Raw genomic sequence first — 24353 nt, 5'->3', positions numbered from 1 at the left:
CAGTCATCTTACTATTGTTGATATCGCCTCGTTGGTGCGAGGGGGGGGACTCGAACCCCCACATCCGTAAGGACACTAACACCTGAAGCTAGCGCGTCTACCAATTCCGCCACCTTCGCCCAGTGCGAGCAATATCATTGTGATTTATGGTGCGAGGGGGGGGACTCGAACCCCCACATCCGTAAGGACACTAACACCTGAAGCTAGCGCGTCTACCAATTCCGCCACCTTCGCATACCATCGATACTGTAAAAGTATCGTAACCACGGAGGCGCATTCTAGATGTTTTCAGCTTTACGTCAACAGAAAAGTGCGCGCGACGCCTTGATTGCTGCAAAAATGGCCGATGCAGGCGCCATGCGGAGCCGGATGGTGCTTGCACTTATCCGGCCTGCATGAGTGGAGATTACTTTTTGGCCTGACGCGTCATCACGGTACGGTAGACCTTAAAGCGGCCGGTCTGGGCGATCACTTCGTGGAAACCGAAGGTTTCGTCAAGCACTTTCGGGTACGCCAGGAAGGCGTTCGCGACAATACGCAGCTCACCGCCGCTGTTGAGGTGACGGACCGCGCCACGGATCAGCGTTTGCGCGGCTTCCAGGCTGGTCTCCATACCGTCGTGGAACGGCGGGTTAGAGATGATCATGTCGAAGCGACCGGTGACGTCGGAGAAGACGTTGCTGGCAATCACCTCGCCTTCAATGCCGTTTGCGGCAAGCGTTGCGCGGCTGGCTTCTACCGCCGGAGCGCTCACGTCACACAGGGTTAAGCGCACTTTTGGTGAATGGCTGGCGAGCACGGTAGAGAGCACGCCCGCGCCGCAGCCCACGTCCAGCACTTTGCCTTTGGTGTGCGGCGTCAGAGTGGAAAGCAGCAACTTGCTGCCCGTATCCAGCGCATCGCGGCTGAACACGCCCGGCAGCGTTTTGATGGTCAGGCCGTCAAGCTGGTACTCGTCCCAGTAAGCCTGGGGATCAAACGTTGTCTGTTTTTCCAGACGGCCATGGTAGAGACCACAGCGGCGAGCGCTGTCGACTTTATTCAACGGCGCGTAGCCTTCCAGCATCTGTTCAGCGCTACGCACGCCGCTGCGGTTTTCACCGACCACGAAAATATCGCAGCCGACCGGCAGCAGGGAGAGCAGGTTCATCAGCTGGAACTGGGCCTCAGGTTTATTCTTCGGCCAGTAGTAGATCAGCGTATCGCAGTCGGCAATATCGCTCTGCTCTGCCACCAGGCTAAAGCGCGCGCGCTCGCCCATCTGGCGGCTCAGCACCTGCCAGTGGTGGTAGTATTGGGTATGGGCACGGCTTTCAGCACAGTCGAAACGCGCAGGCAGGTCATCCTGCATATCTCCGGCAAACAGAATACGGCTTTCTTCGAAATCATCACTGTGACGCAGCAAGACTTCACTTGCCGGGGTAAATGCAGACATGAATTGTTCCTCAATAAACTCAGGCGGGGATTATAGTAGGTAGATGGCGCACTTTCGACACATTTGCTATATTTGCGCTCCTGAGAGACAGGAGTTTTCCCTATGACATCCCGACGAGACTGGCAGTTGCAGCAGCTGGGCATTACCCAGTGGGCTTTGCGTCGCCCGACGGCGTTGCAGGGCGAAATCGCCATCTCCATCCCGGCGCACGTTCGTCTTGTGATGGTGGCGGAAGAACTGCCTGCCCTGAATGACCCCCTGATCGGTGATGTCCTTCGCAGCCTGAAGCTGACGGCCGACCAGGTTTTACCGCTGACGCCAGAGCGTGTCGCGATGCTGCCTCCTGATAGCCGCTGTAACAGCTGGCGTATCGGAGAGGCAAATGAGATCTCTCTTCAGGGGAGCCAGATCTACTCGCCAGCGCTGGACGAACTGAAAGCCAACCCAAAAGCGCGCAGCGCGCTATGGCAACAAATCTGCGAATATGAACACGATTTCTTCCCTCACGACGCCTGACCTGTCCACCGCGTTCGCGATTGAAACACGCGCCCACGCGTTTCCGTGGAGCGAAAAAACTTTCGCCAGCAATCAGGGCGAACGGTATCTGAACTACCGCCTGGACGTTGACGGCACCATGGCCGCTTTCGCGATCACGCAGGTTGTTCTTGATGAAGCGACGCTGTTTAATATCGCGGTTGATCCCGCGTTTCAGCGCCGTGGGCTGGGAAGAGAACTGCTTGAGTACCTCATCCGTGAGCTCGAAACCCGTGACGTTTTCACCCTGTGGCTGGAGGTGCGCGCGTCGAATGTCGCCGCCATCGCGCTCTATCAAAGCTTAGGCTTTAACGAGGCGACAATCCGCCGTAACTACTACCCCACCGCAGAGGGACGTGAAGACGCCATTATCATGGCTCTGCCGATTGGATAACGAATATAAGGTTGTAACGATGAAATGGGACTGGATTTTCTTTGATGCCGACGAAACGCTGTTTACGTTTGATTCGTTCGGCGGCCTGCAGCGGATGTTTCTCGACTATAGCGTGACCTTCACCGCTGAAGATTTTCAGGACTATCAGGCGGTAAATAAGCCGCTGTGGGTGGATTACCAGAACGGTGCCATCACCGCGTTACAACTTCAGCACCAGCGCTTTGACGTCTGGGCGGAACGCTTAAAGGTCAGTCCGGGGACGCTGAACGATGCGTTCCTGAACGCGATGGCCGATATCTGTGCACCGCTGCCGGGCGCGGTTTCCCTGCTGAATGCGTTGAAAGGCAAGGTGAAACTGGGGATCATCACCAACGGTTTTACCGCCCTGCAGCAGATCCGCCTTGAGCGCACCGGCCTACGCGATCATTTCGACGCGCTGGTGATCTCGGAAGAGGTTGGCGTGCCGAAGCCGGATCCGCGTATTTTCGACTACGCGCTGGCGCAGGCCGGAAATCCCGACCGCGATCGCGTCCTGATGGTGGGTGATACGGCAGAGTCAGATATCCTGGGCGGCATGAAGTCAGGTCTGTCAACCGTGTGGCTCAACGCGCATGGCCGCGTGAAGCCTGAAGGCATCGAGCCGACCTGGACCGTCACGTCGTTGAACGAACTGGAGCAACTCCTGTGTAAACAATGATTGCCTGCCCCCCGTTGATGGGTAAAATAGCCGCAATTTTGTATTCCATGATGCGTGGCGTGCTGCCGCGCTTATAAAAGAAGATTTAATTATGACGTTGTCTCCTTATCTGCAAGAGGTGGCCAAGCGCCGCACTTTTGCCATTATCTCTCACCCGGATGCCGGTAAAACGACCATCACCGAGAAGGTGTTGCTGTTCGGACAGGCGATCCAGACTGCGGGTACCGTTAAAGGCCGTGGTTCCAGCCAGCATGCAAAATCCGACTGGATGGAGATGGAAAAGCAGCGTGGTATTTCGATTACCACCTCCGTGATGCAGTTCCCGTATCACGACTGCCTGGTGAACCTGCTGGACACCCCGGGCCACGAAGACTTCTCCGAAGATACCTACCGTACCCTGACGGCGGTGGACTGCTGTCTGATGGTGATCGACGCCGCGAAAGGTGTAGAAGACAGGACCCGTAAGCTGATGGAAGTCACCCGTCTGCGCGATACGCCGATCCTCACCTTTATGAACAAGCTCGACCGTGACATCCGCGATCCGATGGAGCTGATGGATGAAGTAGAAAACGAGCTGAAGATCGCCTGTGCGCCAATCACCTGGCCAATTGGCTGCGGTAAGCTGTTCAAAGGGGTGTATCACCTTTATAAAGACGAAACTTACCTGTACCAGACCGGTAAAGGCCACACCATTCAGGAAGTGCGCATTGTTAAAGGTCTGGACAACCCGGATCTGGACGCGGCGGTTGGCGAAGAGCTGGCCGCGCAGCTGCGCGACGAGCTGGAGCTGGTCAAGGGCGCGTCTCACGAATTCGACAAAGAGCTGTTCCTGAGCGGCGAAATTACCCCGGTCTTCTTCGGTACCGCACTGGGTAACTTCGGCGTTGACCACATGCTCGACGGCCTGGTGGAGTGGGCGCCGCAGCCGATGCCGCGCAAAACCGACACCCGTGAAGTGGAAGCAAAAGAAGAGAAGTTCACCGGCTTCGTGTTTAAGATTCAGGCCAACATGGATCCGAAACACCGTGACCGCGTGGCCTTTATGCGCGTGGTGTCCGGTAAGTATGAAAAGGGCATGAAGCTGCGCCAGGTGCGTATCGGGAAAGACGTTGTCATCTCCGACGCGCTGACCTTTATGGCGGGTGACCGTTCGCACGTTGAAGAGGCCTATCCGGGCGACATCATCGGGCTGCACAACCACGGCACCATCCAGATCGGTGATACCTTCACCCAGGGCGAAATGATGAAGTTCACCGGTATTCCGAACTTCGCGCCGGAGCTGTTCCGTCGTATTCGTCTGCGCGATCCGCTGAAGCAGAAACAGCTGCTGAAAGGCCTGGTTCAGCTCTCCGAAGAGGGCGCTGTGCAGGTCTTCCGCCCAATCGCGAACAACGATTTGATCGTTGGCGCGGTCGGCGTGCTGCAGTTTGACGTGGTCGTTGCGCGTCTGAAGAGCGAGTACAACGTGGAGGCGATTTACGAATCGGTGAACGTCGCGACTGCGCGCTGGGTTGAGTGTTCTGACGTGAAGAAATTCGAAGAATTTAAGCGTAAGAATGAAGTTCAGCTGGCGCTGGATGGTGGCGATAACCTGACCTATATCGCGCCAACGATGGTGAACCTGAACCTGACGCAGGAACGTTACCCTGACGTTCAGTTCCGTAAAACCCGCGAGCACTAATCCCCTCTCTGAGCACGGCTCCCGCCGTGCTCTTCTTTAATTCCTGTCTTATTAATCCCTTGCGGAATGTTCTTAATTCAACGCAATTTCACGCTATTCGCGCGTTTTTTGCCCAATTCTGAAAGCGGCTCTGTGAGAGTGATCTATATTTAACTCAGTGTTTAACACCGGGCGTGGATAAATTAACTGTTCAATGCATGACTTTAGGTTATCCATTTTGCCCGCGTGTTTATTCGCAATATATAAAACTACTAAGGAAGTATGCAGCCCGAATAACGGGTCAACACAGGAATAGATCGATGAATATGACAAGACTGAAGATTTCTAAAACTCTGCTGGCTGTAACTCTGGGTAGCGTTCTGGTGAGCGGCTCCGCCCTGGCGGAAAGCAGCACCATGGATAAAGCACAATCCACGGCCGATAACGCAGGGCAAAAAATCGATAGCTCTATGAATAAAGTCGGCAACTTCATGGATGACAGCTCAATCACAGCAAAAGTGAAAGCCGCACTGGTGGATGATGAAGCCATTAAGAGCACCGACATTTCCGTTAAGACCGACAAGAAAGTGGTCACGCTGAGCGGCTTTGTCGAAAGCCAGGCTCAGGCTGAACAGGCGGTAAAAGTGGCGAAAGGCGTCGAAGGTGTCGCCTCCGTCAGCGATAAGCTGCACGTCCGTGACGGCAAAAACGCGTCGGTGAAAGGTTATGCCGGTGATGCAGCTACCACCAGCGAAATCAAAGCTAAACTTTTAGCAGATGACATCGTGCCGTCCCGTAAGGTGAAAGTGGAAACCACCGATGGCGTGGTTCAGCTTTCCGGTACGGTAGATTCGCAGGCGCAAAGTGAACGTGCCGAGTCCATCGCGAAAGCGATTGATGGTGTGAAAAGCGTTAAAAACGATCTGAAAACGAAGTAAATCTCGACCATTCGCCCGTCTGGCTAATACCTGCGGGCGAAATAAGAACGACTCTGGAAAAACGCCGGTGAGTGACCTGAGCGCTCACGTTTAGCGGCCGACATTAACTATGGTAAAGGAGAAGCTTATGTTTCGTTGGGGCATTATATTTCTGGTTATCGCGTTAATTGCCGCCGCATTGGGCTTTGGTGGACTGGCAGGTACAGCGGCATGGGCAGCTAAAATTGTCTTCGTTGTGGGTATTATTCTGTTCCTGGTCAGCCTGTTTACGGGACGTCGACGTCCGTAGCAAACGCAATATTCCTTCAACAAAATAAAGCCAGTCACTGTGACTGGCTTTTTCTTATTTGCGTAACAGGTCGGGTGCGTTACTGTGGTGTTATAAAATAATCAAAACAGGAAAGCAGAGGTGGGGCAACGAATTCCCGTTACGCTTGGCAATATTGCGCCGCTGACGTTAAAACCGTTCCGCGCAGGTCAACTCGCGCTGGTCTGCGAGGGTGGCGGACAGCGCGGCATTTTCACCGCTGGCGTGCTCGACGAATTTATGCGCGCGCAGTTCAACCCGTTTGACCTCTATTTCGGCACGTCTGCCGGGGCGCAGAACCTCTCTGCCTATGTCTGCAACCAGCCCGGCTACGCGCGAAAGGTCATCATGCGCTATACCACGGCGAAAGAATTTTTTAATCCGGTGCGCTTTGTGCGCGGCGGCAACCTGATCGATCTCGACTGGCTGCTGGAGTCGACCTCCAGCCAGATGCCGCTGGCCATGGACACCGCCGCGCGTCTGTTTGATAGCGGCAAAGAGTTCTGGATGTGCGCCAGCCGGGGCGATGACTATTCGCCGGGCTATTTTTCGCCTCAGAAAGAGAACTGGCTGGACATCATCCGCGCCTCCAGCGCGATCCCCGGTTTTTATCGTACCGGCGCCCTGCTGGACGGCATTAGCTATCTGGACGGCGGGATCAGTGACGCGGTGCCGGTGCAGGAAGCCGCCCGTCGCGGGGCGAAAACCATCGTGGTGATCCGCACCGTGCCGTCGCAAATGTATTACACCCCGCAGTGGTTTAAGCGGATGGAGCGCTGGCTGGGCGACAGCAGCCTTCAGCCGCTGGTGAATATCGCGAAGCAGCATGAAACAACCTACGGCGCGATGCAGCGATTCATTGAAAAGCCACCGGGTAAGCTGCGTATTTTTGAAATTTATCCGCCTAAGCCGCTGCTGAGCATGGCGCTGGGCAGCCGCGTCCCTGCGCTGCGCATGGATTACAAAACGGGGCGGCTGTGCGGACGCTACTTCCTGGCGACGGTGGGTAAAATGCTGGCAGAGCAACCGCCTCTTCATCGCCATAAACGCATTATTACGCCGCCTGCGATTGTCGCTAACGATGCCCTGACGATGCCGCTTGTGGATATTCCGCAGGCGAATGACGCTTTACTGGATAACGAGGATCTGGCGTGACGCACCGCTTTATTGATACCCACTGCCACTTCGATTTCCCGCCGTTTACGGGAGATGAAGAACACAGTATTGCGAAAGCGGCCGAGGCAGGCGTTCAGGCCATCATTGTTACTTCAGTGGAAGCGGCCTATTTTTCCCGCGTGCTGGATCTTTCCATGCGGCACTCCGCGCTCTATGCCGCGCTCGGCCTGCATCCGATTGTGATTGAGCGGCATCGGGATGAGCACATTGAGAGGCTTGATGAGATCGTGCAGACCGCAGGCGACAAGCTTGTCGCCATCGGTGAGATCGGCCTCGATCTTTATCGCGAGGATCCGCAGTTTGAGCGCCAGCAGACGATCCTCGACGCGCAGCTCAGGCTGGCGAAGCGCCACGATCTGCCGGTGATCCTCCACTCAAGACGCACGCACGATAAGCTGGCGATGCACCTGAAACGCATCGATCTGCCGCGCAGGGGCGTCGTGCACGGTTTCTCCGGCAGCCTGCAGCAGGCGCAGCGTTTCATTAAACTGGGCTATAAAATTGGTGTGGGTGGCACCATCACCTATCCGCGCGCCAGTAAAACCCGTGACGTGATGGCACAGCTGCCGCTGTCGGCGCTTCTGCTGGAAACTGACGCGCCGGATATGCCGCTGAACGGTTTTCAGGGACAGCCGAATCGCCCGGAACAGGCGGCGCGTGTGTTCACCACCCTGTGTGAACTACGACAGGAGCCGGAAGAGGTGATTGCCGATGCGCTGCTGGAAAATACGCGTTCGGTATTTGGCATCACGCTATAGATAAAGCGCCGGGCGGATCACCGTTATTTTCTGTTTTTCCAGCGCCCGCGCCAGCGGTTCAACGTCTTCCGGCGTGGCGCTGCGCCATGACGCTGCCTCACCGTATACGCCGTGCGCATGAAACGCGTTAAGGCGTACCGGCACGTTTCCAAGCCCGTGGATAAAGGTCGTTAGCGGTTTGAGGTTTTCCAGATAGTCACACTGCCCCGGAATCACCAGCAGGCGGAGCTCCGTCAAACGGCGACGATCTGCCAGCCAGCGGATGCTCTGCTTAATCTGCGGGTTTTCGCGCCCGGTCAGGAAGCGGTGGTGTTCGTTCCCCCACGCCTTCAGGTCCAGCATCGCGCCATCCAGTACCGGCAGCAGCTTTTGCCAGCCGGTTTCGCTTAACAAGCCGTTGCTGTCGACCAGGCAGGTCAGATGATTCAGGGCGGGATCGGCTTTGATCGCAGAGAATAGCGTCACTAAAAACGGCAATTGAGTTGTGGCTTCCCCGCCGCTTACGGTGATCCCTTCGATAAACGGTGCGGATTTGCGGACCTGGGTGAGGATCTCCTCCACGCTGAAGCGGTGCGCCATGGGCGTCGCCTGCTGCTGGCACAGGTGCAGGCAGGTGTCACACTGCTGGCAGTCGCTCTCCTGCCACCAGACGCGCCCGGCCTGAATGGTCAGCGCGTCGTGCGGGCAGTGGGGCACGCAGTCCCCGCAGTCATTGCAGCGGCCGATCGTCCACGGGTTGTGGCAGGTTTTACAGCGCAGGTTGCAGCCCTGCAGGAACAGGGCCAGGCGGCTGCCCGGCCCGTCCACGCAGGAAAAAGGGATGACCTGACTAACTAAAGCGCATCTGCTGTTCATGGCTTATCACGCGCGGCTGACGTTCCAGAATACGGGTATTACGTGCGGCTTCTTCACCCAGCCACGTGGTGTTCGTTCTCGACCCTGCTTCGCGGTATTTCTCCAGATCCGATAGCCGCACCATATACCCGGTTACGCGCACCAGATCGTTACCCGCTACGTTGGCGGTAAACTCACGCATACCCGCCCTGAACGCGCCCAGGCACAGCTGAACCACCGCCTGCGGGTTGCGTTTTACTGTTTCATCCAGCGTCAGAATATCGCTTATCCCGGAAGAGTAGTGCTTGTGATGGGGAGCCACCGCCAGCAGGTGGCTGATGGGATCCGGCTCGTCGCCGTAGGGCAGGCGCGCGCCTGGCGTGGTACCCGAATCGGAGCTGATCCCCGACTGGGCATGAAGCATCGCGCGCTGCTTCCAGGTGTGCTTCACCGGCGTGTTTTCGACAAACGCCGCAAGCTGTTCGCTGATGCGATAGCCCAGCGCGTTGGCCTGCTCATCTTTTCCGTAGCGTCCCGCTATTCCTGCTTTCTCACAAAGCGAGTTTACCGCTTCCGCCAGGCCGTAAATGCCAAACATCGGCACAAACCGATCGGCATCAATCAGCCCCTCTTTCACCAGGAAGCTATTCTCAAAGAAGCCAGATTGCTCGTACAGGAAACCGCAGCGTGCATCGATGATGGCCATTTGCTGCTGGCAGTAGTGCGGGAGCGTGCGGGTGAAGAAGTCTTCAATGGATGTGCTGCGTTCAGCAATGGCTTTGAGGTTAAGGCGCACCAGGGTGCTGCCACCGCCTGCAAGCGGCAGGGAGTTGTAACAGCTCACCACGCCGTAACGGCCTTTTGTGAAAATTTTATCATTCACCGGGCCATAAGAAATATGCGGTTTGCTGCATTCACATATGTTTTTTGCTACCTCAAGCAGCAAGTCGTCCGGGGTGATATCGGGATCGTAGATAAAGGTCAGGTTCGGCGCGACCTGCTTCAGCTCTGCATCGGCACGCAGAATGGCACGGGTGATGGGGCCGTCAGCAGGCCCGATGTTTGCGTGCATAAAGGCATCCGGCAGCGTACGGTCGAGATAGCGCCAGAAACGTTTTATTCGGCTATCGATCTCTTCTTGTGTTAGAATTCTAACATAAGGTTGCAGCAACGCATCAAGCTGACCGAGATAGACCGGCATCGATGTGACGGACGGAACATGATGGTAGAGGATGGTTAACAGCGAGAGGGCATCGTCGAGATCTTTTGCCCCTTCCAGCTCCAGCCATTCTGAACCATTAGCCAGAAATTTTGCGTAATCCGGCAGAACGTAACGGGGTTTGTAAGGCGCATGGCCTTCGAACATGTCGCAGATAAACCCCTCGTCCAGCGCGGCGCGCGCAGCTTCAGGAAGTGCCGGATACGGCAGGTTGTTTTCCGCTTCCAGCGCCAGAAAATGACGTTTTTGTTCCGGGGTTAACACCGGGCTTGTCACAATCTGCTGGCAACGTTGCTGCAGGGCGTCGGGGCTGGAGTGGGGCATATTCGCTTCCTTGAATGTTCTGCGGATGATGAACGGATTGTAGAAAGCCTGCCTGTTGGCGCTTTTGATCCCACAGGGGGTATTGCTGCTTTAGTCGGCAATTTGCGCACTAAAGTTTGAAGAAGATCTCATTACAGTAATGCAAATTAGTACGCAGTTTTCATTAACTGTGATGAATGTCGAAGTGTGGATGCGGGTGAATGTTAGAATACTCACAGACCCGCAAGGTAAAATTTATACGGCACTGCCGTTGGAGAATGTTATGACCGATTTAACTGCAAGCAGCCTGCGCGCGTTGAAACTGATGGACCTGACCACCCTGAACGATGACGACACCAATGAGAAAGTCATCGCCCTGTGCCATCAGGCGAAAACGCCGGTGGGTAATACCGCAGCCGTTTGTATCTACCCGCGCTTTATCCCGATTGCCCGTAAGACGCTGAAAGAGCAGGGCACCCCGGACGTGCGCATTGCAACCGTGACTAACTTCCCGCACGGCAACGACGATATCGACATTGCGCTGGCAGAAACCCGCGCGGCGATTGCCTACGGCGCAGACGAAGTTGACGTGGTGTTCCCGTACCGCGCGCTGATCGCCGGTAACGAGCAGGTCGGTTTTGACCTGGTGAAAGCCTGTAAAGACGCGTGTGCGGCGGCAAACGTGCTGCTGAAAGTGATCATCGAAACCGGCGAGCTTAAAGAAGAGGCGCTGATTCGTAAGGCGTCTGAAATCTCCATCAAAGCCGGTGCGGATTTCATTAAAACCTCTACCGGTAAAGTGCCGGTGAATGCGACCCCGGAAAGCGCGCGCATCATGATGGAAGTTATCCGCGACATGGGCGTGTCCAAAACCGTCGGTTTCAAACCTGCGGGCGGCGTGCGTACCGCTGAAGACGCGCAGCAGTTCCTGGCGATTGCCGACGAGCTGTTTGGTGCCGACTGGGCCGATTCTCGTCACTACCGCTTCGGCGCCTCCAGCCTGCTGGCCAGCCTGCTGAAAGCGCTGGGTCACGGCGACGGTAAGAGCGCAAGCAGCTACTAAGTTTGAATTGCCGGGTGGCGCTACGCTTATCCGGCCTACCCGGATCGTGGTCGGGTAAACCGTACCCGCCACCATTCACCCGATTCCTCATGGGGGTTACCGTGTTTCTCGCACAAGAAATTATTCGTAAAAAACGTGATGGTCATGCATTAAGCGACGAAGAGATCCGCTTCTTCATCAACGGCATTCGTGATAACACCGTCTCAGAAGGGCAGATTGCGGCTCTGGCGATGACCATTTTCTTCCACGATATGTCGATGCCTGAGCGCGTGTCGCTGACCATGGCGATGCGAGATTCAGGAACCGTTCTGGACTGGAAAAGCCTCAACCTTAATGGCCCGATTGTGGATAAACACTCCACCGGCGGCGTGGGCGACGTGACCTCCCTGATGCTCGGCCCAATGGTGGCAGCCTGTGGTGGTTACATCCCGATGATCTCCGGACGCGGCCTGGGCCACACCGGCGGTACGCTCGACAAACTGGAAGCCATTCCGGGCTTCGATATCTTCCCGGACGACAACCGCTTCCGCGATATTATTAAAGACGTTGGTGTGGCGATTATCGGCCAGACCAGCTCTCTTGCTCCGGCAGACAAGCGTTTCTACGCGACCCGCGACATCACCGCGACCGTTGACTCCATCCCGCTGATCACCGCCTCTATCTTGGCGAAGAAGCTGGCGGAAGGGCTGGATGCGCTGGTGATGGACGTGAAGGTGGGCAGCGGCGCCTTTATGCCAACCTATGAACTCTCTGCGCAGCTTGCCGAAGCGATCGTTGGCGTCTCCAACGGCGCGGGCGTGCGCACCACCGCACTGCTCACCGACATGAATCAGGTGCTGGCCTCCAGCGCCGGTAATGCCGTCGAAGTGCGTGAGGCCGTCCAGTTCCTCACCGGAGAATACCGTAACCCGCGTCTGTTTGACGTCACCATGGCGCTGTGCGTTGAGATGTTAATCTCCGGCAAGCTCGCCAAAGACGACGCTGACGCCCGCGCAAAACTGCAGGCGGTGCTGGACAACGGCAAAGCGGCGGAGATCTTTGGTCGCATGGTTGCCGCGCAGAAAGGCCCGACCGATTTCGTCGAAAACTATGCGAAGTACCTGCCAACCGCGACGCTCAGCAAAGCGGTGTATGCCGATAGCGAAGGGTTTGTCTCTGCGATGGACACCCGCGCGCTGGGTATGGCGGTGGTCTCGATGGGTGGCGGCCGCCGTCAGGCGTCAGACACCATTGATTACAGCGTCGGCTTTACCGATATGGCCCGTCTGGGCGACAGCGTTGACGGTCAACGTCCGCTGGCGGTGATCCACGCCAAAGACGAAGCCAGCTGGCAGGAAGCGGCAAAAGCGGTGAAGGCGGCCATCACGCTTGACAATAAAGCACCTGAAACCACACCGACTGTCTATCGCCGTATCACCGAATAGCGGTATACTGATCTGATCGATAATTTTTGAAGCACTACGTACGGAGAACAATTATGAAACGTGCATTTATTATGGTGCTGGACTCATTCGGCATCGGCGCAACCGAAGATGCAGAACGTTTTGGTGACGTGGGTTCCGATACCATGGGTCACATCGCGGAAGCCTGTGCAAAAGGCGAAGCGGACAACGGTCGTAAAGGCCCTCTGACTCTACCTAACCTGACCCGCCTCGGGCTGGTGAAAGCGCATGAAGGCTCTACCGGTAAAATCGCAGCCGGAATGGACGGCAACGCGGAAGTCGTGGGCGCCTATGCCTGGGCGCACGAGCTCTCCTCCGGTAAAGACACCCCGTCTGGCCATTGGGAAATCGCAGGTGTGCCGGTGCTGTTCGACTGGGGTTACTTCTCCGATCACGAGAACAGCTTCCCGCAGGAGCTGCTCGATAAGCTGGTGAAGCGTGCCAACCTGCCGGGTTACCTCGGCAACTGCCACTCTTCCGGTACCGTGATTCTGGATCAGCTCGGCGAAGAGCACATGAAAACCGGCAAGCCGATTTTCTACACTTCTGCTGACTCCGTGTTCCAGATTGCGTGCCATGAAGAAACGTATGGCCTGGATAAACTCTACGAGCTGTGCGAAATCGCCCGTGAAGAGCTGACCGAAGGCGGCTACAACATTGGGCGCGTGATCGCGCGTCCGTTTATCGGCGACAAAGCGGGTAACTTCCAGCGTACCGGTAACCGTCACGATCTGGCCGTTGAGCCGCCGGCGCCAACCGTGCTGCAGAAGCTGGTTGAAGAGAAGGACGGTCACGTGGTGTCCGTGGGTAAAATCGCGGATATCTACGCTAACTGCGGCATCACCAAAAAGGTCAAAGCGACCGGTCTGGATGCGCTGTTCGATGCCACCATCAAAGAGATGAAAGAAGCGGGCGACAAGACCATTGTCTTCACCAACTTCGTGGACTTCGACTCCTCCTGGGGTCACCGTCGCGACGTCGCAGGCTATGCGGCCGGTCTGGAACTGTTCGACCGCCGTCTGCCGGAGCTGATGGAGCTGGTGGGTGAAGATGACATTCTGATCCTGACCGCGGACCACGGCTGTGACCCAACCTGGACCGGTACCGACCACACCCGTGAGCACATTCCGGTGCTGGTGTACGGCCCGAAAGTGAAGCCAGGCTCGCTGGGGCACCGTGAAACCTTCGCGGACATCGGCCAGACTATCGCCAAATACTTTGGTACGTCTGACATGGAATATGGCAAGGCCATGTTCTGAATCATGTAGGGTGAGGTCTGATGCCCTCACCCCAGCCCTCTCCCTGCGGGAGAGGGTGAAAAGAATAAACAATGTTAAAGGAACTGAAGATGGCAACTCCTCACATTAATGCAGAAATGGGTGATTTCGCTGACGTCGTATTGATGCCGGGCGACCCGCTGCGCGCGAAGCACATTGCAGAAACCTTCCTGGAAGACGTGCGTGAAGTGAACAACGTTCGCGGCATGCTGGGCTTCACCGGTACCTATAAAGGCCGCAAAATTTCCGTTATGGGCCACGGTATGGGTATCCCATCCTGCTCTATCTACACTAAAGAGCTGATCACCGATTTCGGCGTGAAGAAAATTATCCGCGTTGGCTCCTGCGGCGCGGTGCGCATGGACGTTAAGCTGCGCGACATCGTTATCGGTATGGGTGCCTGCACCGATTCCAAAGTTAACCGTATGCGTTTCAAAGACCATGACTTCGCAGCGATTGCTGACTTCGGCATGGTGCGCGACGCGGTTGACGCAGCAAAAGCGCTGGGCGTTGAAGCGCGCGTGGGTAACATCTTCTCCGCTGACCTGTTCTATGCCCCGGACGGCGGCGAGATGTTCGACGTGATGGAAAAATACGGCATCCTGGGCGTGGAAATGGAAGCGGCGGGTATCTACGGCGTCGCGGCTGAGTTTGGTGCGAAAGCGCTGACCATCTGTACCGTGTCTGACCACATCCGTACCCACGAGCAGACCACAGCTGCCGAGCGTCAGACTACCTTCAACGACATGATCAAAATCGCGCTGGAATCCGTTCTGCTGGGCGATAAAGCGTAATTCTGTCTCTTCCCTCCCTCTCCCTGTGGGAGAGGGCTGGGGTGAGGGCACCAGACCGCACCTAGCGCACGGCCTGCGCAATCCATGCTGACAAATCCCTTAACTCTTTCTCCTGCTCAGGGAAATCCCCAATCAACGCGTCACACTCCTGCTGCAGCATATCCGCCCGATACAAACAGCCCTGCAGACGAGCGGCCAGCGCCTCTAACGGTGCCGGATTGAGACTATCCGTAAAGACCTGCGTGCGGGTGATATGGCCTTTCTCCACGTCAAAATGCAGCTCCACGCCGCCCCAGGTAAAACGCTCATCCAGTAGATGGGAAAACGCAGGAGCCTGACCGAAGTTCCACTCCCAGCTGCTCTGGCGGGCGAAGGTGTCGGCGAAGTTGGGCAGATCCGGGGTTTTGTCTGGGGAGATCACTTCTGCTTCCACGCGCTCGCCGTAATGTTCAAAGAACGCTTCACGGATCGCGTCGCAAATCTGCTCGTGCGTAATCCCCGGCAGCAGCTCCACCAGATTTGCCACGCGCCCGCGTACGGACGTAATGCCCTTAGCCTGTAACTTTTTCTTATCAGGATTAAGGTAGTTCGCCAGACGGCTGAGATCGGCATTCAGCAGCAGGGTGCCGTGGTGGAACCCGCGATCCATCGTTTCGCGGTAGGCGGAGCCGGAGACCTTCCGGTCGCCCTCGGGGGTTTTCACCACCAGATCGTTACGTCCGGAGGCTTCAGCCGTCACGCCGAGTGAATTCAGCGCATTGAGGACAATCGAAGTTGAGATGGTTTTGTCGTATTCCGGTTTTCCCGCCATAAAGGTAAAGCAGGTATTGCCCAGATCGTGAAAGACCGCGCCACCGCCGCTGCTCCGGCGCGCGAGGCGGACGTTATCCTCTTCCATACGCCGCGTATTGCACTCTTTCCACGGGTTTTGCGCGCGGCCGATCACGACCGTATCGGCGTTACGCCAGAGAAACAGGACGCGCTGGGTGGCAGGCATCTGGCGGAAAATGCACTCTTCTACCGCGAGATTAAACCAGGGATCGTAAGAGTCAGAGATAAGCAGGCGTAACGTCGTCATGGCAAAGTTCCTTTTCCGAATCGTTCGCCTACTTTATCACTATTCTTTCTTCTCGCTCTCTTCGTCTTCGGGAACGGATCTGCTGGCGGTCAGCAGGAACGGGGATTGCTGCCATCGCGAGCGCTTGCCGCGAAGCAGGGTGCGCGCCAGCACAACGCCGATGGCGAGAGAAAGCAGTAGCATCAGGCGCAGAATATTGGTGGTATTATCGACCTGCTTGGCTTCAGTGGGCAGGGTGTGGGTGTCGAGCGTCAGGCGCAGATACCCCAGGGGGCCATTCTTACCCTGAATAGGTTCAACAAGCTGCTGGTTGAAGTAGCCGCCGGCTTTTTTACCGTCAAGCGCCAGCCTGTCGCGCACGTCGACATGTTCGCCCGCGCGGGCAATCAGGTTGCCTTGCTCATCATAGACGCCCGCATCAAGAATGCGGCTATTCTCCGTGAGCAGGCGTAAAACCTGGCCTATTCGCTTATCGTCCGGCGTTTCGGTTCGCATGGACGGTGCGACGTTGAGCGTCACCTGGCGTGCCAGCGTGCGGGCCAGCTCTTCAAACTGCGGGTTGCGTTGCCGTTGATGATTCTGGCTAAACCACGATGCCCCCTGCATCAGCACCACTAAGAGTGCGAGACAGGAAAGGACGATCACGGCGCGATGGAGCCGGAATTTCAGTTTTGCGCGAGCCATATTCCACCTGCTGAAAATTTACGGCTTAATGTTGCCAGAAGTGATGGTTACAGGGTAGCCTCATGCGTTATTTTCCCTCTGCAACCTTCCGGCGCGAACGAAATTACAGGAGCTTTAATGCCGAACATTACCTGGTGTGACCTGCCAACGGATGTCTCTTTATGGCCAGGATTGCCGCTCTCTTTAAGTGGCGATGAGGTGATGCCTCTGGATTACCATGCCGGTCGTAGCGGCTGGCTCCTCTATGGACGCGGTCTGGATAAGCAACGCCTGACCCAGTATCAAACCAAACTGGGGGCCGCGATGGTCATCGTCGCCGCCTGGTGCGTGGAAGACTATCAGGTCATTCGCCTGGCGGGCTCTTTGACGCAGCGCGCCACGCGTCTGGCGCATGACGCCGGGCTGGACGTCGCGCCGCTGGGTAAAATTCCGCACCTGAAAACGCCTGGCCTGCTGGTCATGGACATGGACTCTACCGCCATTCAGATCGAGTGTATCGACGAAATTGCGAAGCTGGCGGGCAGCGGCGAGCTGGTGGCGGAAGTCACCGAGCGTGCGATGCGCGGCGAGCTGGATTTCACCGCCAGCCTGCGTCAGCGCGTGGCGACCCTGAAAGGGGCCGATGCCAACATTCTGCGCCAGGTGCGCGACGTGCTGCCGCTGATGCCAGGGCTGACGCAGCTGGTGCTGAAGCTGCAGTCCCTCGGCTGGAAGGTGGCAATCGCCTCCGGTGGCTTCACCTTCTTCGCAGATTACCTGCGGGAAAAACTGCATCTGACCACCGTGGTGGCCAATGAGCTGGAGATCATGGACGGCAAGCTGACCGGCCAGGTGATCGGCGATATCGTTGATGCCCAGTACAAAGCCAATACGCTGACGCGCCTCGCGGAAAAATATGAAATTCCGGTTGTCCAGACCGTCGCTATCGGGGACGGCGCGAACGACCTGCCGATGATCAAAGCGGCCGGCCTGGGCATTGCCTACCATGCCAAGCCAAAAGTGAATGAAAAGACGGAAGTCACTATCCGTCACGCTGACCTGATGGGGGTGTTCTGCATTCTCTCCGGCAGCCTTAATCAGAAATAACGAGGTAAACCGTGGCGAAAGCTCCAAAACGCGCATTTGTCTGTAATGAATGTGGTGCGGATTATCCGCGCTGGCAGGGGCAATGCAGCGCCTGTCATGCCTGGAACACCATCACCGAAGTGCGTGGTGTGGCGGCTTCGCCGAGCGTGGCGCGCAATGAACGCCTGAGCGGCTACGCGGGCAATGCGGGCGTGGCGAAGGTGCAAAAACTTTCGGACATCAGCCTCGAAGAGCTGCCGCGCTTTTCCACCGGGTTCAAAGAGTTTGACCGCGTGCTCGGCGGCGGCGTGGTGCCGGGCAGCGCCATTCTGATTGGCGGTAACCCGGGCGCGGGTAAATCGACCCTGCTGCTGCAAACGCTCTGTAAGCTCGCCGAACAGATGAAAACCCTGTACGTCACGGGCGAAGAATCACTGCAGCAGGTGGCGATGCGCGCGCACCGTCTGGGCCTGCCGACCGGCAATCTGAACATGCTCTCCGAAACCAGCATCGAGCAGATCTGCATGATCGCCGAAGAAGAGCAGCCGAAGCTGATGGTGATCGACTCCATCCAGGTGATGCACATGGCGGACATTCAGTCCTCGCCGGGCAGCGTGGCGCAGGTGCGTGAAACGGCGGCCTACCTGACGCGCTTTGCCAAAACGCGCGGCGTGGCGATTGTGATGGTCGGCCACGTGACCAAAGACGGCTCGCTGGCGGGACCGAAGGTGCTTGAACACTGTATCGACTGCTCCGTCATGCTCGACGGCGACGCGGACTCCCGTTTCCGTACCCTGCGCAGCCATAAAAACCGCTTTGGGGCGGTGAACGAACTGGGCGTGTTTGCCATGACCGAGCAGGGGCTGCGCGAAGTCAGCAACCCGTCGGCGATCTTCCTGAGTCGGGGAGATGAGATCACCTCCGGAAGTTCAGTAATGGTGCTGTGGGAAGGCACGCGCCCGCTGCTCGTCGAAATTCAGGCGCTGGTGGACGTGTCGATGATGGGCAACCCGCGGCGCGTGGCGGTCGGTCTGGAACAGAACCGTCTGGCGATCCTGCTGGCGGTGCTGCACCGTCACGGTGGGCTGCAGATGGCGGATCAGGACGTTTTCGTTAACGTGGTGGGTGGCGTGAAAGTCACTGAGACCAGCGCAGACCTGGCGCTGCTGCTGGCGATGGTCTCAAGCCTGCGCGACAGACCGCTGCCGCAGGATCTGGTCGTCTTCGGTGAGGTGGGCCTCGCCGGGGAAATCCGTCCGGTGCCCAGCGGCCAGGAGCGTATCTCCGAGGCGGCAAAACACGGTTTCCGCCGGGCTATCGTTCCCGCTGCTAACGTGCCGAAAAAAATCCCGGAAGGGATGCAGGTTTTCGGCGTGAAGAAACTCGCAGATGCGTTAAATGTCTTTGACGACTTATAATTACGTATTCGATTTTGCAGGAGGCACCGTAATTTATGTCATCATTTGACTACATCAAGACCGCTATCCGCCAGAAGGGCTGCACTCTGCAGCAGGTGGCGGACGCCAGCGGCATGACCAAGGGTTATTTGAGCCAGCTGCTGAACGCCAAAATCAAAAGCCCCAGCGCGCAGAAGCTGGAAGCGCTGCACCGCTTTCTGGGGCTGGAATTCCCGCGTATGCAAAAGAACATCGGCGTGGTGTTCGGCAAGTTTTACCCGCTGCATACCGGGCATATCTATCTGATCCAGCGAGCCTGTAGCCAGGTTGACGAGCTGCACATCATCATGGGCTACGATGAAACCCGCGATCGTCAGCTGTTTGAGGACAGCGCCATGTCGCAGCAGCCGACCGTGCCTGACCGCCTGCGCTGGCTGCTTCAGACCTTCAAGTACCAGAAAAACATTCGCATTCATGCCTTTAACGAAGAGGGCATGGAGCCGTATCCGCACGGCTGGGACGTGTGGAGCAACGGCATCAAAGCGTTTATGGAAGAGAAGGGCATTGCGCCTAACTGGATCTACACCTCTGAAGAGTCCGATGCGCCGCAGTTCCGCGAGCATCTGGGCATCGAGACGGTGCTGATCGATCCGAAACGCACCTTCATGAACATCAGCGGAGCGCAGATCCGCGAAAATCCGTTCCGCTACTGGGATTACATCCCGACCGAGGTGAAGCCGTTCTTTGTGCGCACCGTCGCGATCCTGGGCGGCGAGTCGAGCGGTAAATCAACGCTGGTCAACAAGCTGGCGAATATCTTCAATACCACCAGCGCATGGGAGTACGGCCGCGATTATGTCTTCTCGCACCTGGGCGGCGACGAGATGGCGCTGCAGTATTCCGACTATGACAAAATCGCGCTCGGCCACGCCCAGTACATTGATTTCGCAGTGAAATATGCCAACAAGGTGGCGTTTATCGATACCGATTTCGTCACCACTCAGGCGTTCTGTAAAAAATACGAAGGGCGCGAGCACCCGTTCGTGCAGGCGCTGATTGACGAATATCGCTTTGACCTGGTGATCCTGCTGGAAAACAACACCCCGTGGGTGGCCGACGGCATGCGCAGCCTAGGCAGCTCCGTTGACAGGCGTGAATTCCAGTCCATGCTGGTGGAGATGCTCAACGAAAACAACGTTGAGTTTGTGCACGTGGAAGAGTCGGACTACGACTCCCGTTTCCTGCGCTGCGTCGAGCTGGTGAAGGAGATGATGGGGGAGCAGGGGTAAAAACTTACTCCTCACCCTAACCCTCTCCCTGCGGGAGAGGGCCGGGTTGAGGGCATCAAGCCACTCAGAACTCCACCACAACTTTTCCGCGCATATGCCCGTCCAGTACCTTACGGTGCGCCTCGGTAATGCTCTCCACGCTCAGCCCGTGCAGCGTTTCACTCAGTGAGCTTTCCACCACGCCGTTATCCACCAGTTTCGCCACCTCATTGAGGATCTCACCCTGACGCGCCATATCCGGCGTCTGGTACATGCTGCGGGTGTACATAAATTCCCAGTGCAGGGCGGCGGATTTGGACTTCAGCTTGTCCTGATTCAGCGGGTGTTCATTCTCGACGATGGAACAGATATGCCCCTGTGGAGCAATCAGTTCGCTGACCGCATCCCAGTGCCCGTCGGTGTCGTTGAGGATGAAAATGTAATCCACAAATTTGAGCCCGTGTTTCGCCAGTTCGCCTTTCAGATCGCGGTAGTTCACCACCACATCTGCACCGCGATCGCGGCACCACCGGGCGGAATCTTCTCGTGAAGCGGTTGCGACGATCTTCACCTTGCTGTTGTGCTTCGCAAACGGGATCGCCAGCGATCCTACCCCGCCCGCGCCGCCAATGATCAGCAGGGTTTTGTCCGCGCCGGCATCCTGAATGTTCAGCCGTTCAAACAGGCCTTCCCACGCGGTGAGTGCGGTCAACGGCAGTGCAGCGGCAGCGGCCCAGCCGAGGCTTGCAGGCTTGCGCCCGACAATGCGCGCATCAATCAGCTGATGCGTGGTGTTGCTGCCCGGGCGGGTGATGTCGCCCGCGTACCACACTTCATCTCCCGGTTTGAATCCGGTGACGCCCGGCCCAACGGCTTTGACGATCCCGCTGGCGTCCCACCCGAGAATGCGCGGCTCGTTCAGTCCGTTTTTGGCAATGCCCGCGTGGACTTTGGTATCGACCGGGTTAACCGAGACGGCTTTGACCTCCACCAGCAGATCGTGCTCGCCGGGCTGTGGCATCGGTGGGGTGATTTCAATGAACGTTGCGGGATTTTCAGGGTTAACGGCAATGGCTTTCACTGACATGGTGTGCTCCTCAATGGCATGCGTTTTGTTGAGGCTAGTCTATTAAGTGGCCAGCTGCATGATAAGATGGACAATCAAGAACTCAGCGTTCGTGCAGGATGAACAATCATGTTTAAACAGCTGCAGGATATGGCGCTTTTCGCGCTGGTGGCGGAGATGGGCAGCTTTACCGCGGCAGCCCAGAAAGCCGAACTGCCGAAATCCAGCGTCAGCCAGCGAATTAGCCAGCTGGAGCAGCAGGTGGGTATCCGCCTGCTTAACCGCACTACCCGCAGGCTGAACCTGACGTTTGCGGGCGAGCACTATCTGGTGCACTGCCGCGAAATGCTGGCGGCCAGCGAGCGGGCGGAGTATGCCATTCAGCGCCTGCGCGAAAACCCGAGCGGGCGGCTGCGCATCACCTGTCCGGCTGGGATTGGCGCGACGCTGCTGGCGCATATGAATGCCGAGTTCCAGCTTCGCTATCCTGAGGTTTCGCTGGACGTGTCGATCTCTGATGATGTGGTGGATCTGGTCGAGTCCGGCTTTGACGTGGCGCTGCGTACCGGCAAGCCGCAGGACTCCTCCCTGATTGGCCGAATGATCGGGCACTGTCCGCGCTACATGCTGGCCTCGCCGGAATATCTGGCGCGCCGGGCGCCGCTAACGCATCCCCGTCAGCTGGTGGAGCACCGCAGCATTACGCACAGAGCCTGGTCGGAGTGGCTTCTGCGAAGCGAGAATGAGGATTACCGCTACCTGCCGGATAACGCGCACATGACCGATAATCTGGTGTACGCCCGCGAGTGCGCGATGGCCGGGGCGGGGATCACGCTGCTTCCTGCATTTCTGCTGGGAGATAAGGTTGAAAAGGGCGCGCTGGTGCAGGTGCTGCCGGAGTGGAACGTTGAAGGCAACGACCTCTGGCTGGCCTACCCGAGCCGCAAGCTGAATTCGCCCGCGCTGATGAGCTATATCGAGTTTGCGATGCAGTTTGACGAGGTGAAGCGGTATTACGTGGGCAAATAAAAAAGCCGGGTGGCGGCTTCGCCTTACCCGGCCTACACACTGTGCGGCCTGATGCCCTCACCCTGGCCCTCTCCCACAGGGAGAGGGAACAACCATAAAAAACGGCAACCGAAGTTGCCGTTTTGCTTTTATTTCGCAATACGCTTGTACTTAATACGCTTCGGCTCCAGCGCGTCGGCGCCCAGCGTGCGTTTCTTGTACTCTTCGTATTCGGTGAAGTTACCTTCGAAGAACTCCACCTTACCTTCGTCCTGGTAGTCCAGAATGTGGGTCGCGATACGGTCGAGGAACCAGCGGTCGTGCGAGATAACCATCGCGCAGCCCGGGAACTCCAGCAGGGCGTTTTCCAGCGCGCGCAGGGTTTCGATATCCAGGTCGTTTGTTGGTTCATCGAGCAGCAGAACGTTACCGCCCACCTGCAGCAGCTTCGCCAGGTGCAGACGACCGCGCTCACCGCCGGACAGCTCGCCTACACGTTTGCCCTGATCGGTGCCTTTAAAGTTAAAGCGACCAACGTAGGCGCGGCTTGGCATCTCGGTGTTGCCGATGCGCATAATATCCAGGCCGCCGGAGACTTCTTCCCACACGGTTTTGCTGTTGTCCATCGCGTCACGGAACTGGTCAACGGAGGCCAGCTTCACGGTCTCACCCAGGGTGATTGAGCCGCTGTCAGGCTGTTCCTGACCGGACATCATGCGGAACAGGGTCGATTTACCCGCGCCGTTCGGACCGATGATGCCCACGATAGCGCCTTTCGGTACGGAGAAGGTCAGGTCGTCGATCAGCACGCGGTCGCCGTAAGACTTACGTAGGTTGGTCACTTCAACCACTTTATCCCCCAGACGTGCTCCAGGTGGAATAAACAGTTCGTTGGTTTCGTTACGTTTCTGGTATTCGGTGTTGTTCAGCTCTTCAAAGCGTGCCAGACGGGCTTTGCCCTTAGACTGACGGCCTTTCGCGCCCTGACGAACCCACTCCAGCTCTTTCTCGATAGACTTACGACGCGCCGCTTCCTGAGACGCTTCCTGAGCCAGACGCTGATCTTTTTGCTCCAGCCAGGAGGAGTAGTTGCCTTCCCACGGAATACCTTCACCGCGGTCCAGCTCCAGGATCCAGCCAGCGACGTTGTCGAGGAAGTAACGGTCGTGGGTAATCGCCACAACGGTGCCTTCGAAGTCGTGCAGGAAGCGCTCCAGCCACGCCACGGATTCCGCATCCAGGTGGTTGGTTGGTTCGTCGAGCAACAGCATATCTGGTTTTTCCAGCAGCAGGCGGCACAGCGCCACGCGGCGACGTTCACCACCGGAGAGGTTCGCGATTTTCGCATCCCAGTCCGGCAGACGCAGGGCATCCGCCGCGCGCTCCAGCTGCACGTTCAGGTTGTGACCGTCGTGCGCCTGGATAATCTCTTCATACTTGCCCTGCTGTGCAGCCAGCTTGTCGAAGTCCGCATCCGGCTCGGCGTATTTGGCATACACTTCATCGAGACCTTTCAGGGCGTTAACCACTTCGGAAACGGCTTCTTCGACAGACTCACGCACGGTGTGTTCCGGGTTCAGCTGAGGTTCCTGCGGCAGGTAACCAATCTTGATGCCAGGCTGCGGACGGGCTTCACCTTCGATGTCTGTATCAATGCCGGCCATGATGCGCAGCAAGGTAGACTTACCGGCACCGTTGAGACCCAGAACACCGATTTTTGCGCCCGGGAAGAAGCTCAGCGAGATATTTTTAAGAATATGACGTTTCGGCGGGACAACTTTGCCGACACGATGCATGGTATAAACGAATTGAGCCACGTTGGACTTCGCCTCTTTTATCGTAATGAGAAGGAATTTCAGCCTCGAAGTGTAGCCTTTTTCACGTCCTAATCCCAGCCAGGAACGTCGGGAGTGTTAAAACGCGCAAGAAAGGTAAAAAAGTGTCCACGACGTGGCG

The 24353-nt window shown here is 57.2% G+C and carries 23 protein-coding genes and 2 tRNA genes; 16 read left to right on the top strand and 9 right to left on the bottom strand.

The genetic code is table 11. From position 1 onward, the window contains the following. Positions 1 to 32: 32 nt before the first annotated feature. From AC4IBF_RS18530 to rsmC, 3 genes are all read right to left on the bottom strand, one after another. Positions 33 to 119, bottom strand: a tRNA-Leu gene (locus AC4IBF_RS18530). A gap of 28 nt (positions 120 to 147) precedes the next feature. Continuing rightward, positions 148 to 234, bottom strand: a tRNA-Leu gene (locus AC4IBF_RS18525). Positions 235 to 406: 172 nt separating this feature from the next. After that, complete coding sequence (gene rsmC / locus AC4IBF_RS18520) at positions 407 to 1435, bottom strand: 16S rRNA (guanine(1207)-N(2))-methyltransferase RsmC (RefSeq protein WP_111964095.1); 1029 nt, start codon at positions 1433 to 1435, stop codon at positions 407 to 409. 102 nt (positions 1436 to 1537) lie between these two features. On the opposite strand from rsmC, the gene AC4IBF_RS18515 reads away from it, so the two are divergent. The 8 genes from AC4IBF_RS18515 (at position 1538) to AC4IBF_RS18480 (ending at position 7899) form a co-directional block, all read left to right on the top strand. Then, a complete protein-coding gene (locus tag AC4IBF_RS18515; protein ID WP_133293743.1) occupies positions 1538 to 1951 on the top strand; it encodes a DNA polymerase III subunit psi in 414 nt (137 codons plus the stop codon). Then, a complete protein-coding gene (rimI, locus tag AC4IBF_RS18510) occupies positions 1920 to 2363 on the top strand; it encodes a ribosomal protein S18-alanine N-acetyltransferase (RefSeq protein ID WP_133293744.1) in 444 nt (147 codons plus the stop codon). Before AC4IBF_RS18515 ends, rimI begins: the two co-directional genes overlap by 32 nt. Positions 2364 to 2382: 19 nt before the next feature. Then, positions 2383 to 3060 carry a pyrimidine 5'-nucleotidase gene (yjjG, locus tag AC4IBF_RS18505; RefSeq protein WP_023310313.1) on the top strand — a complete coding sequence of 226 codons (678 nt, stop codon included), beginning with the start codon at positions 2383 to 2385 and terminating at the stop codon, positions 3058 to 3060. Between the two features lie 91 nt (positions 3061 to 3151). After that, a complete protein-coding gene (gene prfC, locus AC4IBF_RS18500; RefSeq protein ID WP_008502076.1) occupies positions 3152 to 4741 on the top strand; it encodes a peptide chain release factor 3 in 1590 nt (529 codons plus the stop codon). A gap of 299 nt (positions 4742 to 5040) precedes the next feature. Continuing rightward, positions 5041 to 5658, top strand: coding sequence for a molecular chaperone OsmY (gene osmY, locus AC4IBF_RS18495; protein ID WP_039260909.1), 618 nt, complete (start codon positions 5041 to 5043; stop codon positions 5656 to 5658). Between the two features lie 127 nt (positions 5659 to 5785). Further along, positions 5786 to 5947: a DUF1328 domain-containing protein gene (locus AC4IBF_RS18490; protein WP_003856556.1), complete on the top strand. Its 162-nt coding sequence runs from the start codon at positions 5786 to 5788 to the stop codon at positions 5945 to 5947. 120 nt (positions 5948 to 6067) lie between these two features. After that, positions 6068 to 7120 carry a patatin-like phospholipase family protein gene (locus AC4IBF_RS18485; protein WP_024908268.1) on the top strand — a complete coding sequence of 351 codons (1053 nt, stop codon included), beginning with the start codon at positions 6068 to 6070 and terminating at the stop codon, positions 7118 to 7120. Then, on the top strand, positions 7117 to 7899 hold the full coding sequence (locus AC4IBF_RS18480; RefSeq protein ID WP_252093384.1) for a TatD family hydrolase: 783 nt from the start codon (positions 7117 to 7119) through the stop codon (positions 7897 to 7899). Before AC4IBF_RS18485 ends, AC4IBF_RS18480 begins: the two co-directional genes overlap by 4 nt. Here the strand turns inward: AC4IBF_RS18480 and AC4IBF_RS18475 are convergent. Then, the gene (locus tag AC4IBF_RS18475; RefSeq protein ID WP_115876497.1) at positions 7894 to 8754 is read right to left on the bottom strand and encodes a YjjW family glycine radical enzyme activase; all 861 of its coding nucleotides are present in this window, start codon (positions 8752 to 8754) and stop codon (positions 7894 to 7896) included. The genes AC4IBF_RS18480 and AC4IBF_RS18475 overlap by 6 nt on opposite strands. After that, complete coding sequence (locus tag AC4IBF_RS18470) at positions 8729 to 10276, bottom strand: YjjI family glycine radical enzyme (protein WP_252093385.1); 1548 nt, start codon at positions 10274 to 10276, stop codon at positions 8729 to 8731. The genes AC4IBF_RS18475 and AC4IBF_RS18470 overlap by 26 nt, the downstream gene beginning before the upstream one ends. Before the next feature lie 262 nt (positions 10277 to 10538). On the opposite strand from AC4IBF_RS18470, the gene deoC reads away from it, so the two are divergent. The 4 genes from deoC to deoD all read left to right on the top strand — a co-directional run bounded on the left by deoC (position 10539) and on the right by deoD (position 14831). Continuing rightward, positions 10539 to 11318 carry a deoxyribose-phosphate aldolase gene (gene deoC, locus AC4IBF_RS18465; protein ID WP_023303054.1) on the top strand — a complete coding sequence of 260 codons (780 nt, stop codon included), beginning with the start codon at positions 10539 to 10541 and terminating at the stop codon, positions 11316 to 11318. 101 nt (positions 11319 to 11419) lie between these two features. Further along, a complete protein-coding gene (deoA, locus tag AC4IBF_RS18460; RefSeq protein WP_111964089.1) occupies positions 11420 to 12742 on the top strand; it encodes a thymidine phosphorylase in 1323 nt (440 codons plus the stop codon). A gap of 53 nt (positions 12743 to 12795) precedes the next feature. Continuing rightward, positions 12796 to 14019: a phosphopentomutase gene (deoB, locus tag AC4IBF_RS18455; RefSeq protein WP_127729560.1), complete on the top strand. Its 1224-nt coding sequence runs from the start codon at positions 12796 to 12798 to the stop codon at positions 14017 to 14019. 89 nt (positions 14020 to 14108) lie between these two features. Further along, positions 14109 to 14831, top strand: coding sequence for a purine-nucleoside phosphorylase (gene deoD / locus AC4IBF_RS18450; RefSeq protein ID WP_032643987.1), 723 nt, complete (start codon positions 14109 to 14111; stop codon positions 14829 to 14831). A 61-nt stretch (positions 14832 to 14892) separates the two neighbouring features. Here deoD and lplA read toward each other — a convergent pair whose 3' ends face one another. Both lplA and AC4IBF_RS18440 read right to left on the bottom strand, forming a co-directional pair. Then, positions 14893 to 15909 (bottom strand): lipoate--protein ligase, encoded by a 1017-nt coding sequence (gene lplA, locus AC4IBF_RS18445; protein ID WP_133293749.1) that lies wholly within the window; start codon positions 15907 to 15909, stop codon positions 14893 to 14895. 39 nt (positions 15910 to 15948) lie between these two features. Then, positions 15949 to 16593, bottom strand: coding sequence for a YtjB family periplasmic protein (locus AC4IBF_RS18440; RefSeq protein WP_115876488.1), 645 nt, complete (start codon positions 16591 to 16593; stop codon positions 15949 to 15951). Positions 16594 to 16710: 117 nt separating this feature from the next. Here AC4IBF_RS18440 and serB point away from each other — a divergent pair, with 117 nt between their 5' ends. Genes serB through nadR form a run of 3 tightly spaced genes read left to right on the top strand, consistent with a single transcriptional unit; the run spans position 16711 to position 20344 of the window. Further along, the gene (serB, locus tag AC4IBF_RS18435; RefSeq protein WP_008502066.1) at positions 16711 to 17679 is read left to right on the top strand and encodes a phosphoserine phosphatase; all 969 of its coding nucleotides are present in this window, start codon (positions 16711 to 16713) and stop codon (positions 17677 to 17679) included. Positions 17680 to 17690: 11 nt separating this feature from the next. Then, on the top strand, positions 17691 to 19076 hold the full coding sequence (gene radA / locus AC4IBF_RS18430) for a DNA repair protein RadA (RefSeq protein WP_014068810.1): 1386 nt from the start codon (positions 17691 to 17693) through the stop codon (positions 19074 to 19076). A 35-nt stretch (positions 19077 to 19111) separates the two neighbouring features. Then, complete coding sequence (gene nadR / locus AC4IBF_RS18425) at positions 19112 to 20344, top strand: multifunctional transcriptional regulator/nicotinamide-nucleotide adenylyltransferase/ribosylnicotinamide kinase NadR (RefSeq protein WP_006810194.1); 1233 nt, start codon at positions 19112 to 19114, stop codon at positions 20342 to 20344. Positions 20345 to 20408: 64 nt separating this feature from the next. Here the strand turns inward: nadR and AC4IBF_RS18420 are convergent, their stop codons facing one another. Then, the gene (locus tag AC4IBF_RS18420) at positions 20409 to 21410 is read right to left on the bottom strand and encodes a zinc-binding alcohol dehydrogenase family protein (protein WP_491463005.1); all 1002 of its coding nucleotides are present in this window, start codon (positions 21408 to 21410) and stop codon (positions 20409 to 20411) included. A gap of 108 nt (positions 21411 to 21518) precedes the next feature. Between AC4IBF_RS18420 and AC4IBF_RS18415 the strand changes: the two genes are divergently transcribed. Then, the gene (locus AC4IBF_RS18415) at positions 21519 to 22418 is read left to right on the top strand and encodes a LysR family transcriptional regulator (protein ID WP_458727183.1); all 900 of its coding nucleotides are present in this window, start codon (positions 21519 to 21521) and stop codon (positions 22416 to 22418) included. A 128-nt stretch (positions 22419 to 22546) separates the two neighbouring features. On the opposite strand, the gene ettA is transcribed toward AC4IBF_RS18415, so the two are convergent. Beyond that, positions 22547 to 24214: an energy-dependent translational throttle protein EttA gene (ettA, locus tag AC4IBF_RS18410; RefSeq protein ID WP_003856515.1), complete on the bottom strand. Its 1668-nt coding sequence runs from the start codon at positions 24212 to 24214 to the stop codon at positions 22547 to 22549. Positions 24215 to 24353: the final 139 nt, after the last annotated feature.

The organism is Enterobacter sp. Taxon_8, from assembly GCF_058354585.1.
Note: the sequence above shows the minus strand (reverse complement) of the source record. Positions and strands in the feature narration are given on the sequence as shown.

Bases quoted from the DNA above. Each gene is read 5' to 3' on its own strand.
- AC4IBF_RS18470 (WP_252093385.1), bottom strand. From the start codon at position 10,276: ATGCCCCACTCCAGCCCCGACGCCCTGCAGCAACGTTGCCAGCAGATT.
- AC4IBF_RS18420 (WP_491463005.1), bottom strand. From the start codon at position 21,410: ATGTCAGTGAAAGCCATTGCCGTTAACCCTGAAAATCCCGCAACGTTC.
- deoC (WP_023303054.1), top strand. From the start codon at position 10,539: ATGACCGATTTAACTGCAAGCAGCCTGCGCGCGTTGAAACTGATGGAC.
- lplA (WP_133293749.1), bottom strand. From the start codon at position 15,909: ATGACGACGTTACGCCTGCTTATCTCTGACTCTTACGATCCCTGGTTT.
- osmY (WP_039260909.1), top strand. From the start codon at position 5,041: ATGAATATGACAAGACTGAAGATTTCTAAAACTCTGCTGGCTGTAACT.
- deoD (WP_032643987.1), top strand. From the start codon at position 14,109: ATGGCAACTCCTCACATTAATGCAGAAATGGGTGATTTCGCTGACGTC.
- nadR (WP_006810194.1), top strand. From the start codon at position 19,112: ATGTCATCATTTGACTACATCAAGACCGCTATCCGCCAGAAGGGCTGC.
- AC4IBF_RS18490 (WP_003856556.1), top strand. From the start codon at position 5,786: ATGTTTCGTTGGGGCATTATATTTCTGGTTATCGCGTTAATTGCCGCC.
- prfC (WP_008502076.1), top strand. From the start codon at position 3,152: ATGACGTTGTCTCCTTATCTGCAAGAGGTGGCCAAGCGCCGCACTTTT.
- AC4IBF_RS18415 (WP_458727183.1), top strand. From the start codon at position 21,519: ATGTTTAAACAGCTGCAGGATATGGCGCTTTTCGCGCTGGTGGCGGAG.
- yjjG (WP_023310313.1), top strand. From the start codon at position 2,383: ATGAAATGGGACTGGATTTTCTTTGATGCCGACGAAACGCTGTTTACG.
- serB (WP_008502066.1), top strand. From the start codon at position 16,711: ATGCCGAACATTACCTGGTGTGACCTGCCAACGGATGTCTCTTTATGG.
- rimI (WP_133293744.1), top strand. From the start codon at position 1,920: ATGAACACGATTTCTTCCCTCACGACGCCTGACCTGTCCACCGCGTTC.
- AC4IBF_RS18440 (WP_115876488.1), bottom strand. From the start codon at position 16,593: ATGGCTCGCGCAAAACTGAAATTCCGGCTCCATCGCGCCGTGATCGTC.
- rsmC (WP_111964095.1), bottom strand. From the start codon at position 1,435: ATGTCTGCATTTACCCCGGCAAGTGAAGTCTTGCTGCGTCACAGTGAT.
- AC4IBF_RS18475 (WP_115876497.1), bottom strand. From the start codon at position 8,754: ATGAACAGCAGATGCGCTTTAGTTAGTCAGGTCATCCCTTTTTCCTGC.
- AC4IBF_RS18515 (WP_133293743.1), top strand. From the start codon at position 1,538: ATGACATCCCGACGAGACTGGCAGTTGCAGCAGCTGGGCATTACCCAG.
- deoB (WP_127729560.1), top strand. From the start codon at position 12,796: ATGAAACGTGCATTTATTATGGTGCTGGACTCATTCGGCATCGGCGCA.